Annotated in this window: 11 protein-coding genes; 6 read left to right on the top strand and 5 right to left on the bottom strand. The window is 62.7% G+C overall.

Annotated features, from left to right (window positions below):
- Positions 1–6 precede the first annotated feature (6 nt).
- The 3 genes from BLW55_RS19790 to BLW55_RS19780 form a co-directional block, all read right to left on the bottom strand.
- Positions 7–948 carry an ABC transporter permease gene (locus BLW55_RS19790; protein WP_090330131.1) on the bottom strand — a complete coding sequence of 314 codons (942 nt, stop codon included), beginning with the start codon at positions 946–948 and terminating at the stop codon, positions 7–9.
- Positions 949–1098: 150 nt separating this feature from the next.
- Complete coding sequence (locus BLW55_RS19785; protein WP_090330238.1) at positions 1099–2724, bottom strand: ABC transporter substrate-binding protein; 1626 nt, start codon at positions 2722–2724, stop codon at positions 1099–1101.
- 87 nt (positions 2725–2811) lie between these two features.
- Complete coding sequence (locus tag BLW55_RS19780; protein ID WP_090330130.1) at positions 2812–4344, bottom strand: M81 family metallopeptidase; 1533 nt, start codon at positions 4342–4344, stop codon at positions 2812–2814.
- A gap of 213 nt (positions 4345–4557) precedes the next feature.
- Here BLW55_RS19780 and BLW55_RS19775 point away from each other — a divergent pair, with 213 nt between their 5' ends.
- From BLW55_RS19775 to BLW55_RS19750, 6 genes are all read left to right on the top strand, one after another.
- Positions 4558–5367: an IclR family transcriptional regulator gene (locus BLW55_RS19775; protein WP_007007330.1), complete on the top strand. Its 810-nt coding sequence runs from the start codon at positions 4558–4560 to the stop codon at positions 5365–5367.
- A gap of 766 nt (positions 5368–6133) precedes the next feature.
- Positions 6134–7384: a plasmid partitioning protein RepA gene (repA, locus tag BLW55_RS19770; RefSeq protein WP_090330237.1), complete on the top strand. Its 1251-nt coding sequence runs from the start codon at positions 6134–6136 to the stop codon at positions 7382–7384.
- Positions 7381–8457: a plasmid partitioning protein RepB gene (repB, locus tag BLW55_RS19765; RefSeq protein ID WP_090330129.1), complete on the top strand. Its 1077-nt coding sequence runs from the start codon at positions 7381–7383 to the stop codon at positions 8455–8457. The genes repA and repB overlap by 4 nt, the downstream gene beginning before the upstream one ends.
- A gap of 274 nt (positions 8458–8731) precedes the next feature.
- On the top strand, positions 8732–10051 hold the full coding sequence (repC, locus tag BLW55_RS19760; protein ID WP_244509188.1) for a plasmid replication protein RepC: 1320 nt from the start codon (positions 8732–8734) through the stop codon (positions 10049–10051).
- A gap of 99 nt (positions 10052–10150) precedes the next feature.
- Complete coding sequence (locus BLW55_RS19755; protein ID WP_025031423.1) at positions 10151–10522, top strand: antitoxin Xre/MbcA/ParS toxin-binding domain-containing protein; 372 nt, start codon at positions 10151–10153, stop codon at positions 10520–10522.
- The gene (locus tag BLW55_RS19750; protein ID WP_090330127.1) at positions 10515–11027 is read left to right on the top strand and encodes an RES family NAD+ phosphorylase; all 513 of its coding nucleotides are present in this window, start codon (positions 10515–10517) and stop codon (positions 11025–11027) included. The genes BLW55_RS19755 and BLW55_RS19750 overlap by 8 nt, the downstream gene beginning before the upstream one ends.
- On the opposite strand, the gene BLW55_RS19745 is transcribed toward BLW55_RS19750, so the two are convergent.
- Both BLW55_RS19745 and BLW55_RS19740 read right to left on the bottom strand, forming a co-directional pair.
- Entirely contained in the window at positions 11028–11264 is a 237-nt protein-coding gene (locus BLW55_RS19745; protein WP_025031422.1) for a WGR domain-containing protein, read from the bottom strand. It lies immediately after the preceding gene.
- An 85-nt stretch (positions 11265–11349) separates the two neighbouring features.
- Positions 11350–12537 carry a tyrosine-type recombinase/integrase gene (locus tag BLW55_RS19740; protein WP_244509187.1) on the bottom strand — a complete coding sequence of 396 codons (1188 nt, stop codon included), beginning with the start codon at positions 12535–12537 and terminating at the stop codon, positions 11350–11352.
- Positions 12538–12584: the final 47 nt, after the last annotated feature.

Here is a 12584-nt window from a genome sequence, read left to right as displayed (position 1 = left end):
CGGCCATCAGTAGCGGATCCTCGGATCGAAGAATGTGTAGGACAGGTCGATAAGCAGATTTATCAGCACGTAGAGACCGCTCGTCAGAAGGATCATGCCCTGGATGACGGGATAGTCCCGCGCCAGAATGGCATCGACGGTCAGGCGGCCGATGCCGGGAATGTTGAACACGCTTTCCGTCACCACCACGCCGCCGATCAGAAGCGCAAAACCGGTGCCGATGATCGTCATGATCGGCACGGCGGCGTTGGAGAGCGCATGGCGGAAAAGAACCACCGTTTCCTTCACCCCCTTGGCGCGCGCGGTGCGGATGTAATCCTCGCCGAGCACCTCAAGCATGGATGCGCGTGTCATGCGGGCGATCAGCGCCACATAGATGGTGGCAAGCGTCAGGCATGGCAGAATGGCGCGGGCGAGGAACTTCCCAAAATCTTCCGATGGCGCGACATAGCCCTGAACGGGGAACCAGCGCAGCTCGATCGAGAAAATCTTTATGAAGATGTAGCCGATCACGAAAACGGGAATGGAAAACCCCAGAACCGAGAAGGTCATCACCGCATAATCGACCCAGGTGCGGTGCCGCCAGGCGGCGAGCACACCCATGGGCACGGCGATCAGCACCGAAAGCAGGATCGTCAGCACGGCGATGTTGACCGTCGGCCAGATGCGTTGCCCGATCATCTGGGTGACAGGCGTGCTGGAGATGAGCGACGTTCCAAGTTCACCCTGCAAAAGCAGCCCCACCCATGTGATGAACTGTTCGTGCAACGGATCGGCCAGACCGAGCGATGTGCGGATGCGCTCGAGCTGGTCTGGCGTTGCCATGTCGCCGGCGATGATCGCCGCCGGGTCGCCCGGGGTGAGCCGCAGCAGCAGGAAAACGAAGATGGCGACGATGATCATGACCGGTATGACGGCCAGAATGCGCCGGGTGATGTAGCCTAGCATCGGAACGTGATGTCCTTTGACACGCGCGTTTCATAAAAAGCGGGGCGCGCGATCCCGATCAGGGAGATGGAAGGAAACGCGCCGGGCAAGAGCCCGAATGCCCCGGAGGTGACCCCGCCCGGCAACCAGGCGGGGCGGGCTCTCAGGCGATCACTCCGCCTTCTCGATGTTCCAGAACACCGGAACCGGCGACGGGATCATGCCGGTCAGCCTGTTGTTGCGGGCCTGCGGCATGATGTACTGGCCAAGCGGAACGTAGAGAACGTTCTCCAGCGTGTGCTTCTGGATCTCGACCGCCACGTCCTTCTGCTTTTCCGGCGTGTCGGCGGCGATGAAGGCGGCGCGCAGTTCCTCGATCTTTTCGTCTTCCGGCCAGCCGAACCATGCGGCATCGCCACGACCGTTCAGCATGGGGCTGATGAGTGGCGAATTGATTTCCGGCACCATCCAGTTGGTGAAGAAGATGTTCCAGCCGCCTTCGGAAGGTTTCGACTGGCTGGCGCGGCGGGTGACGAGCGTCTGCCAGTCCATCGCCTGCATGTCGACATTGAAGCCGGCCTCGCGCATGGCCTGTGCGGCCACCACGGGCTGCGCCGTCAGGCTCACCACATCGGTGGGCTGCATCAGGACAATCGGCGTGTCGTCGTAGCCTGCCTCTTCAAGCAGCTTCTTCGCGCCCTCGATGTCACCGCCAGAGGTGAGCGTGTCGGAGCCCGCCTCGTCGCCCAGCGGCGTGCCGCAGCCGAAGATCGCGCCGCACACCTTGTAGTAGTCGGGATTGCCGATCAGCGTGGCGAGCACCGCTTCCTGGCTGAGCGCCATCTGCGCCGCCTGGCGGATTTTTGGATTGTCGAAGGGCGGGTGCTTGAAGTTCATGCGCCCGATCGTCTGGTAACCCAGGTCGTCGCGCGTCTCGACCGTCACGTCCTCGCTGGTTTCAAGCAGCGGCAGGAGGTCGATCTGAACCTGCTCGATATAGTCGATTTCACCCGAAAGCAGCGCGTTGATCGCGGTCTGGGCGTCGGGCATGGTGACCCACTTCACCTCATCGACCTTGACGTTCTTGCCGCCGGCCATCCAGCTCGCCTCGCCGTCGCGCGGCACATAATCCTCGAACTTGCGATAGGTGACGGAAACGCCGGGCTGATACTCATCCGCCACGAACACGAAGGGACCGGAACCCGTATAGTCGGTGATCGCCTCGTCGGCGGAGCCGCTGGCCACGCGCTCGGGCATGATGAAGGGCGGCACGGCCGACTGTTTGCCCACCGTGTCGAGCAGCGCCGGGAACGGGCTTTTCAGCTTCCAGACGATGGTCTTGTCGTCGGTGGCCTCAAGGCTCTCGGTCACGTCGAAAATAAGCTGACCGCCCGAGTCCCGCTTGCCCCAGCGCTGGAGCGAGGCCACGGCATCGGCTGCCGTCACCGGCGCGCCGTCATGGAATTTCAGCCCGTCGCGCAGCGTGAACGTGTAGGTGAGATTGTCGTCGGAAATGGTCCAGTCGGCCATCTGCGGCTGCGGCGCAAAGTTTTCATCCACAGCCACCAGAACGTCATAGACCATATAGCCATGGTTTCGGGTGATGTGCGCGGTGGTGATGATCGGGTCGAGCACGCGCAGGCCCGAATGCATGACGGCGGTGATCGTCTTGTCCTGGGCGAGCGCCGGCGTGGCTGCGCCGAGGCCCGCCATCAGCGCGGCACCGGCGGCAAGGCCGAGCGACACGCCGCGGGCGTGGTTCCGTAAGTGCTTTAGTCTATCCTGAAGACGCGACATGATGTTCCCTCTTTTGTTGAGCATGAAGTTTTGGTCGTCGTGACGTCTTGAACGCGGTTCTCCCGCCGCGCTGATTTATATCTCCCGCTATCCCTCCATCGCCAGCGCTTCGCCCGCCGCACGGCGGAAAACCGGCCCGTTGGGCGAAAGGCGCATTCCCTCGGCAAGCTTCGTCCACGGCAGGTCCGCCGGGTCGAGCGGCATTGGCCCGGGTGCCGTACACACCAGAACCGTCTCGGCGATGGGGTCGAAATCGGCGCGGAAATGCACCGAGCTCTTGTTGACCAGAATGGCCATTTCCGTCGGCTCGATGCCGACGAAACGATACATGGCAAGATCCGCCATCTGCGCCTTGTGCGTGGCGACGACGATCTTCACGCCGTCGATCGAAAGGCAGGCGGACGGGCCCACATTTATGTGCGTGCCGCCATAATAGGGGCCGGTCGCATGCAGGTCGCCATTGGAAAGTTTCTCTACACGGAACGTGCCCGTGAAAGGCTCGTCGCCGGGAATGCCGGACTGCCCGCCGAGCGGAATGGTGATCTCGGCCCCCTCCCCTGCCGCATGGGCGGCGCGAGCGGCCTGTGGATCGACGATCATGCCGATCGCGGCGCGTTCCGCGCCGTTTCGCAAGAGTGCACGCAGCATGCCCGTCGTGTTGGAATCCCCGCCCGCACCCGGATTGTCCTGCGTGTCGGCGATCACCACCGGGCGCGTTGCCGTTTTTGCAATGCGCATCGCCTCGCGCACGCCCTCATCGGGGCCGTAGGCGCGGCCGGCAAAGGCCGCTTCCGCGTCCATGATGCTCTGATAAAGCCGGTCGGCGGCCCGGTCCGCCTCTGCCTGCGTCTCCGCATAGGCGATCACCGTCTGCCCGCAGTCTGCAATGTCGGCAGCCGGAAAACCCATCCAGTAGGAGACGCTCGCAACATCGCCCGTCTCAAGCGCCGCCACCTCCTCATAGAGGCTCCTTGCCGGCTCGATGAAGGTGCATTGCCATGGAATGGAGGTCAGATAGGGCAGCCTGCGGAAAGCGTGGGCGAAGGGGCGCCCACGCGCCATCAGCCGGTCGAGCCCTTCGGCGGCGCGCCTTCCCGTCTCGGCCATGTCCACATGCGGATAGGTGCGAAAGGCGACGAGAAGATCGGCCTCGTCCACCATGCGCTCGCTGGTGTTGCCGTGCAGATCGAGGCTGACGGCGATCGGAACGTCTGGCCCCACCACGGCCCGCACCCGGGCGATCAGCTCCCCCTCCCCGTCATCCAGATGTTCGGCCACCATCGCCCCGTGAAGATCGAGGCACACACCGTCGAGTGGTCCGGCTGCCGCGATGCCGTCGACGATCTCACAGGCAATGCGCTCATAGGCATCGCGCGTTACATGAGCGGAAGGGATAGCCCCGGTCCACAGCACCGGAACCATCTCCCAGCCCGCTTTCTCACCGTGGGCCACGGCACCGGAGATACCCAGATTAACGCCGGGACAGCGCTTCAGGATTTCATCGCCGCGCGAGATCGGAAGGTAGCCACCCCCCTGCTCAAACTGCGCATAGGTGGCGCGCGAGGGCGCGAACGTGTTGGTCTCGTGCAGGAAACCGGCAAGCGCGACCCTGTTGCTCATACCGTCCCCTCCCCGGTCGGACTGCCAGCCCAGATGCAACGCCGCATTCACACGCCCCGCTTTTAAACGACTGCATTTTCGGGTCGACGCCTGGAAAATGCGTGATAGGGTGGAAGACAATGTATCGCTGTACGATACATTCGTATCGATAATACGATAGATGTGCAGCGGTTCTGGAGTCAAACAAATTCTGGCGGAAACCGGAGGCGGGGCGTGCGTTACATTCAGAAGGCGGAATACGGAGTGCCGCCGAACACCAGCATCGATGAGAGTGACCCTCTCTTCGTTCAGGCCATTGCCCGCGCCATGCAGGTGCTTTCCACGTTTCACGAGGCGGGCAAGCCGCTGACCCTCAACGAGATCGCTGCCGCGGGCGGCATGGGCAAAAGTGCTGCCCAGCGCGTTGTCCACACGCTGCGCCAGCTTGGCTATATAGACCGCGATGCGGATGACCGGGGCTATGTGCCGGGCATCCGCATTCTCGATCACACGCGCGACTATCTGCGGATGAACCCCCTGGTCGCCCGCGCCTCGCCGGTGTTGATGGAACTGCGCCGCAATGTGCGCGAGCGCGTGGACCTCAGCCTGCGTGATGGGCTCAGGCTTGTCTATGCCGCGCGTCTTCAAAGCAAGCGGGAAACCTTTTTCGCCACGCTGGTCGGGCAGAGCGTGCCGATCTACTGCACGTCGGGTGGTCGCGCTGTCATGGCACATATGAGCGATGCGGAGGTGGACGAGATCATCGAACGTTCGGTGCGACGCGAGATCACGCCCAGGACGATCACCGATCCCGCCGCAATCCGGGCGAAGGTCCAGGAGGCGCGAGAGAATGGCTATGCGCTGGCGCTCGAGGAAATTCTCCAGGGCGAGATCGCGATCGCCACAGCACTCGTGTCGCCGGACGGCACACCGCTCGGCGCGATCCACATCGCCGGCTCATTGAGTGAATGGGATGCGGAAAGCTTCTGTCGCCGCTTTGCCCCGCTTGCCGGCGAGGCAGCGGGCGCCATCAACAGGTTCTGACCTTCAGCGAACCCCCGTCCGCCGGGTTCCTTGCTGAAGCGATTGCCGGTCGCTCCGCTTCTTCCTCTCGCCAGGGGCGGGCGGGCGAAGATGTCCCTTCATTCGAATCAGGCCACCACCAGGTGTCTCGGTTTTCGACCCAGTCCGATTCTCGGGCCGGGCCGAGAAAACGCTCCTCGGCGCCCCTCTTTTCGGATGCCGGCATTTGCTTCGTGCAGAAAATCTGTTGGCTGATGGCCCCCTCCCCTTGCGTCGCGGTGTGCCCGTCCGTCGTGTAAGTGGTGGTAAGTGCGAAAGGATTCGGCGCGGGCGCATCATTTGTCCGCAGGCGTCGCCGGCTTCGTTAACCCTTTGTTAACCAAAAACTTCTTGACGCCGACACGCCTCCTCATGGCATTAGTTACGGCATTGAAGGCGATTGTCTGAAATCGGCGTAACCGCGATGCGGTTCTGTTAATTGCGGTTGTTTCCGGTTTCATGCGCAGTCGCAGCGCGTTTGCTTTTTGAGCGTATCTTGGCTCCCAGCCGTAGGCCACTCGCCCAGCGGCTGCGAATCGGGTTACGGTAAACGATCGTTTCCCATGGCCGGCATACGGGCGTCGGGAAGCGGGGTGAGCATGACGCGCTGCAGTCGCCAGTGGAATGCATCGTGTTGACAGCTGTCAACCGGTGCCCGGCAGGAATGAACGACGAGGAGCAGCGCGGCATGGATATCGCCAGCGACCATGAAGGAGAGCGGGAGTTGGACAAGGTGTCGGGGGCAGCGATGGGCGGCGCACACGGGCAGAGTGCGCTCGCGGCCGATGAGGCCATCGCCGCGGATGCAGCCCGGCTCTCCGAGCAGCTGCGCGTCATGCGCGACCGGCTCTTTCCCCCTGCGGCACAGAAGACGCTTCGCACATTTTCAAGCGGTGAGGCAGCAAAGCTGATCGGTGTTTCCGATGGCTATCTGCGTCAGCTCTCAATCGCCGGTGAAGGGCCGCAGCCCGAAACCGGCGCGGGCGGCAGGCGCTATTATTCGCTGGCCGACATCAATGCACTGCGCCATCACCTGGCGGCTCAGGCCCGTGCCAAGGGCAATCTCGCCAAGGCGCGCTCCTATGTGAAATGGCGCGATCCGGAACGTGAGCATCTGCAGGTCATTTCCGTCACCAATTTCAAGGGCGGTTCAGGCAAGACGACGACAAGCGCCCATATGGCGCAGCATCTCGCACTGTCAGGTTATCGCGTGCTGGCGGTCGATCTCGATCCGCAGGCGTCGCTCTCCGCCCTCTTCGGCTATCAGCCGGAGATCGATCTTTCGGGCAATGACACGCTCTACGGCGCGATCCGCTATGACGAAGAGCGCCGCCCGCTCTCCCAGATCATCCGCAAGACCTATTTCGACGGTCTCGATCTGGTGCCCGGCAATCTCGAGCTTCATGAATTCGAGCACACGACCCCGCGCATGCTGGCGGAACGGCAGGCCGGCGGCGGTGCGGATGATTTCTTCTTCGCGCGCATTCAGACCGCCCTTGCCTCGGTCGCCGATGATTACGACGTGGTGGTGATCGACTGCCCGCCGCAGCTCGGCTTCCTGACCCTTTCGGCGCTGTGCGCATCCACATCGGTGATCGTCACCGTGCATCCGCAGATGCTCGACGTCGCCTCCATGAGCCAGTTCCTCTACATGACGGCGGACCTGCTCTCGGTGGTGCGCGAGGCGGGCGGATCGCTCAATTTCGATTTCCTCCGCTATCTGGTCACACGCTACGAGCCGAATGACGGCCCGCAGACTCAGATCGTCGGCTTCCTGCGGTCGCAGTTCGGCGAGCGCGTGCTGACTGCGCCCATGGTGAAATCGACCGCCATTTCCGATGCCGGTCTCACCAAGCAGACGCTCTACGAGGTCGGTCGCGACAATTTCACCCGCTCCACCTATGACCGCGCGATGGAGGCGTTGACATCTGTCAACGCCGAGGTCGAGGCGCTGGTCGAGGCGGCCTGGGGCCGTCATGTGGCAGGAGACGTCGCATGAGCAAGCGCAAGGATCATCTGAAGGCGCTGTTCGGCGGCTCGGGCGAGGGCAACGCACCCTCGCCTGCTCCCGAACCGAAATCCATGCCGCGCGCGCCGGAAACGAAATCGGCTCCAACGCCGGTCAAGGCGGACCCCGTGCCGCGCAGTTCGTCCGGCGCGGTGAAGGCGATGGGGCTTACGCTCTCATCCATGACCCGCGAAGTGGAGGATGCCCGCGCCATCCGCGAGAGCCTGGCAAAGGGGGAGCGCATCGTCGAGGTTGATCCGGAACTGATCGATCCTTCGCTCGTGCGCGATCGTCTGAGCCGCGAGGACGATGGCGATGAGGATTTCAACGCGCTGGTGGAGAGCGTGCGGGAAAACGGCCAGCAGGTGCCGGTTCTCTTGCGCCCTCACCCGACCGAAAGCGGACGCTTTCAGGTCGCCTATGGCCATCGCCGTGTGCGCGCAGCCGCACGCCTCAAGCGTCCCGTTCAGGCCATCGTGCGTACGCTCAATGACGACGAGCTGGTGCTGGCGCAAGGCAAGGAAAACACGGAGCGGCGCAATCTCTCCTTTATCGAACGCGCCTTTTTCGCCGATGCGCTGATGCGCCATGGGTTTGATCGCGGCGTGGTTCAGCGCGCGCTGTCGCTCCACAAGGCGGAGATGACGCGGCTCCTGCAGGTGGCCGAGGCCGTCCCCGCGCATATCGCTGCAGCCATCGGTCCTGCCCCCAAGGCTGGCCGTCCGCGCTGGATGGCGCTTGCAGAGTTTTTGAAGCGTGAAGCGGCGGTGGTCATCGCCCAGGACGAAATCACCTCCGTGGCGTTCCGGGCTGCCGAATCCGATGAACGCTTTCGCAGGCTCTATGAGCGACTTGCCAAGCGTGCAGCAGCGCGCGGCAAGAAGGCGGACAGGACTCGTTCCATCGAGGACGGGAAGGGGCGGGCGCTTGCGCGTGTGACGCTTGGGGCAAAGCCCCGGTTCGACTTCGATGAAAAGGCCCGGCCGGGCTTCGCGGATTATCTGGCGGAGCGGCTGCCGGAACTCGCCGAACGTTTCGAGAAAGAACGGGCGAAAGAGACATAGCCGATCAGCCGCCCCAGGGCGGCGAGACCATCCCGGCCAAAAAAAGCCGGATCACGAGGAGCAAAGAGGACTGAGCTAGAGGAAAAACCGCAAGAAAAAAGGCCCCCAGAACGTTGCCATTCCGGAAGCCCCTTTCGATGTAGCAATCTGAAAGAATCACTTCCGTCGTGCAAAGTCAAGCATCGGAACGTTCCGGTGAGCGTCTTTTTCTTGCCTGAAGGAAGGTGAGACAATGACGGACAGATTTGCAATCTCGCCATTCGGCGGGAAAGGGATGGCTCGTGCCCAATTCCTGGTCAACGAACAGGTGCGGCGGGCGCGAAAAGCCCTGAATGAACACGCCACAGAGGCGCAATCTTCATCGGAACACACGGTAGACAAGTGGCAATTGCTGCGCGCCGTGACCGAGGCCCGGCTGGTGCTCGGGCTTTCGGACAGAACCATCGTTGTGCTGGAGGCGCTCGCAAGCTTCACCACGGAGCGACAGCTCGATCCAGCTGGTGATCTCGTGGTGTTTCCCTCGAATGCCGAGCTTTCCCTTCGGGCACGCGGCATGGCGCCGGCGACGCTGCGGCGGCATCTGGCGGCGCTCGTGAAGGCCGGGCTCATCCTGCGGCGCGACAGTGCCAATGGAAAGCGCTATGCGCGGCGCAGCGAAGAGGGGCAGATCGAGGAGGCCTTCGGCTTCGATCTCGCACCGCTCGTCATGCGCGCTGCCGAGATCGAGGCCCATGCGGCCGAGGCACGGCGTCTGGCGCGCGCCGTCCGGGCGCTCAGAAGCGAAATCACCATCCATCTGCGCGACATTGCCGCGATCGTCGAGGCGGCGGCTGAAGAGGGCAGGGGACGTTCATTCGCGCCCTATGTAGAGCGCCTGGCCGCACTCTCCGGCCGGCTTGGCCGCAACACCGACTGGGAAACGCTGAAAGCCCGCCGCGATGCCCTCCTGGCTTTGCGCAACGACGTGGAAAAAGCCTATCTGGAAGGTCTGAGCGAAGCCGACCTGGAGGCCCGTGAAGCAGGCCACATGGTTAATGAAAATATAAATATGAGCGCCAATGGCACTCAAAATGAGCGCCATATTCATAATTCAAACCCAGAATCCCAATTTGAAACCTACCAGGAAAAAGTTGAAGCGGGGCCGATGCCGCCTGACCTTGAAACCAAATCGGCGGTTGAAAGCGATCACGACACCGCATCCGGCCAAAGGGGAGGGCGCCGAAAGCCGGAAGCGGAGGGAAGCGGCCAGAAACCACCTGTCGGGTTCGAAACCGTGGCCTCTGCCTGCCCGCAAATGCGCGATTATGCGCCAAACGGGCTGTCTGACTGGCGCGATCTGATGAAAGCGGCCGAAACCGTTCGCTCCATGCTCGGGGTTTCGCCGGATGCCTGGGCCGAAGCGCGTGCCGAAATGGGCGACATCAACGCCGCGATCACAATTGCGGCCATGCTGGAGCGCGCGGAGGTCATTCGCTCGCCCGGCGGCTATCTCCGCAGGCTGACAGAACGTGCGAACTCTGGAACGTTTTCGGTAAAACCGATGCTGAATGCGCTGATTTCAGCCCGTCAAAAGGCGGTTTTGGCGGAAAAATAGCGTTTTGCCGCGTTTCTTGAAAACACATTTTGCGCACATATTTCTTGTAAAGTGCTCAATGTGTGATCAGTATGGTGTCGAAACAAGGAGGCACAGGTGATGACAGCAACGGAACTTGACTTCGCGGCAGCGCATTTTGCCGACGAAAGAGCACCGTTTCTCTCCGCGCGCCGGGTGTCGGAACTGCTCGGCGTGACGCTGGTGGAGCTGGCCCGTCTCATCGGCGTGGCCCGCAACACGCTGACGGCGAAATCCGGCCAGCGCAAGGTGGATCAGGCGCTGAGCCCGGTCGTGCGCATTCTTGCCATGGCAACCGAGATGGCCGGCAACGAACACCGGGCGGTGATCTGGTTCAAGCATCAGCCGATCCCGGGCTGGGCGGGCAAGACCGCCTACGATCTGGTGGGAGAGGGCAAGGCCGACAAGGTTCTCGCCTATCTCGAAGCGGTGCGTGCCGGCGTTTATGCCTGAGGAACTGCGGACCGAAACCCTTTGGCGCGCATACGTTCCGCGCTGGGCCCATGCGCCGCTTTCAGGCGATGGCGCCGCACGGTTTGGCGGACGATGGAACCCGGTGGGCGCACAGGCGATCTATGCCGCCCGTGAGCTTTCAACGGCCTGGGCTGAATATAATCAAGGCTTTGTGCAGCATCCCGCGCTCATTGCGCAGCTCACACTTTCCGAGGCACGGCTGGCTGATTTGACGAATGCTGCAGTCATGAAGGTGCTCGGTGTTTCGCCGGATATCCATCAATGCGAGTGGCGGGCTGAGATGGATGAGGGCCGCGTACCCGAGACGCATCGCCTGCGCGAAACCCTTATGGAACAAGGCTTTCACGGAGCGATCTACCCTTCCTATATGTCGCCGGGCGGAAGCTGTGTGGCGCTGTGGCAATGGAACGGGGAGGGGGCGCCTGTTCTTTCTGTCAGGGATCCCGAGCACCGCCTGCCAAAGGATGCCGCGTCCTGGCTCTAGTCAGCGATATCCACGGCGTTCCTTGATTTTCCTGAGCCGCAAGAGTGCGGCTTCGGCCGACCCGGTGTTGTCGAACAGGTTGATCTTGAACTGCCCGCGCGTGCCGATCCGCCCCCATTGACGGACAAGTGCGGCATCGCCGAAAAGGGTCGGCTCGACGGAAAGCGTGTAATAACGCGCCATGTTGCGGGCGGGGTCGACGCGTCTCAGGGAGCATTGATGCGGGTTGATAGCCATGAGGGGACGGTTGCCCGGTACGGGCGCGTGCGTCCAACGCATTTCGTGAATCGATTGCCGTCAACCGATTCACGACGGTGATCGTTCAGAGACCGCTTGCCCTGGTGAGATTGACGCGGAACCGGTCGCGCCGTCGCTGATAGCGGCGGGTCATTTCGGCGCTTGTGTGACCGAGCTGCTTTTGCACGAAACGCTCGTCGACCTCGGCCGAAGAAGCGAGGCCGGCCCGCAGTGAATGGCCCGAAAACAGCCTTTCGCGCTCCTTTTCCGGCAGATCCGGGCGCAGCCCCGCATCGAACGCCGTGCGCTTGACGAGACGGGCAATGTGCCTGTCGTTTAGACGGCTGTCCTCAACGGTCTTCTGGCCGCGAATTCTGCGGAACAGGGGACCGTGGGCAATGCGGGCAAGGCGGGTCCATGTCCTGAGCGCCTCGACGGGGCAGGAGCGGTCAGCCGAGCCGCGACCGATTTCCACTTCGCGCCAGCCGGTTTTGCCGCGCAGGGTGATCAGAATGCCCTTGTCGAAAAGCTCCGCCCAGCCATTGCCGTCCTCGGTCTGGTCCACCCCGGCATCAAGCCCGACGATCTCGGAACGGCGCAGACCGCCGGCAAAGCCGACGAGCAGGATTGCCCGGTCCCTGAGGCCTCGAAGGTCGTGCGGAAGGGTCTCCAGCATGGCGAGAATGTCCTCGGCCAGAAGCGCTTCTTTCTGCGCAGGCGGGCGACCGTGCTTTCGACGAATGCCGGCAAACACCTCTGCAATGTGGGGATCCTTGCGGTCTAACCGGTCGCCGCGCTGGGAATAGCCCTGCGAGAGACCGGAGAGCCGGCGTTCCAGCGTGGAGACGGTGGGGCGCGGGTTCGCGGAGGCACAGGCGGTCAGATAGAGACCGACCACCTGCGGGTCGGCGGGAAGCGGCTGAAATCCGGAGCGCCGGCACCAGGAAGCGAAGTGGCGCCAGTCAGCGGCATAGGCGCGCTGCGTAGCCTCGGAGCGGGCTGCGCGCGCATAGCTGCGTGCAGTCTCGACAAGCGGATCGACATTAGAGGGCAACGCAGGGGAGCGTCGCGTGGGGGAGGGGGGCTCTTCGTCCATGGCAAGCACCACGTCGATGAGGTCGGGCAGATCTGAATGATCCCCGGCGGGTTTGCCGGATTTTAACGCTGAGGTGCCATCATTCCCGGAAGCGGCCACACGGTTGGATGGCCTCTCTGGCGCAGCAGGCTGGATCATGCCCGGCATTCTGGGGTTTTGCTCGTTGTCAGAGCTCATTTCAGCCCGCTCGCTATAATGTCCGATAATACAATCTTATCGGACAT

Origin of the sequence: Nitratireductor aquibiodomus (assembly GCF_900105565.1) — a bacterium.
Classification (GTDB): Bacteria; Pseudomonadota; Alphaproteobacteria; order Rhizobiales; family Rhizobiaceae; genus Nitratireductor; species Nitratireductor aquibiodomus.
Note: the sequence above shows the minus strand (reverse complement) of the source record. Positions and strands in the feature narration are given on the sequence as shown.

Excerpts from the sequence above, each read along its gene's own strand:
- BLW55_RS19790 (WP_090330131.1), bottom strand. The coding sequence starts at position 948 with ATGCTAGGCTACATCACCCGGCGCATTCTGGCCGTCATACCGGTCATG.
- BLW55_RS19785 (WP_090330238.1), bottom strand. The coding sequence starts at position 2,724 with ATGTCGCGTCTTCAGGATAGACTAAAGCACTTACGGAACCACGCCCGC.
- BLW55_RS19780 (WP_090330130.1), bottom strand. The coding sequence starts at position 4,344 with ATGAGCAACAGGGTCGCGCTTGCCGGTTTCCTGCACGAGACCAACACG.
- repA (WP_090330237.1), top strand. The coding sequence starts at position 6,134 with ATGGGCGGCGCACACGGGCAGAGTGCGCTCGCGGCCGATGAGGCCATC.
- repB (WP_090330129.1), top strand. The coding sequence starts at position 7,381 with ATGAGCAAGCGCAAGGATCATCTGAAGGCGCTGTTCGGCGGCTCGGGC.
- repC (WP_244509188.1), top strand. The coding sequence starts at position 8,732 with ATGGCTCGTGCCCAATTCCTGGTCAACGAACAGGTGCGGCGGGCGCGA.
- BLW55_RS19755 (WP_025031423.1), top strand. The coding sequence starts at position 10,151 with ATGACAGCAACGGAACTTGACTTCGCGGCAGCGCATTTTGCCGACGAA.
- BLW55_RS19750 (WP_090330127.1), top strand. The coding sequence starts at position 10,515 with ATGCCTGAGGAACTGCGGACCGAAACCCTTTGGCGCGCATACGTTCCG.
- BLW55_RS19745 (WP_025031422.1), bottom strand. The coding sequence starts at position 11,264 with ATGGCTATCAACCCGCATCAATGCTCCCTGAGACGCGTCGACCCCGCC.
- BLW55_RS19740 (WP_244509187.1), bottom strand. The coding sequence starts at position 12,537 with ATGAGCTCTGACAACGAGCAAAACCCCAGAATGCCGGGCATGATCCAG.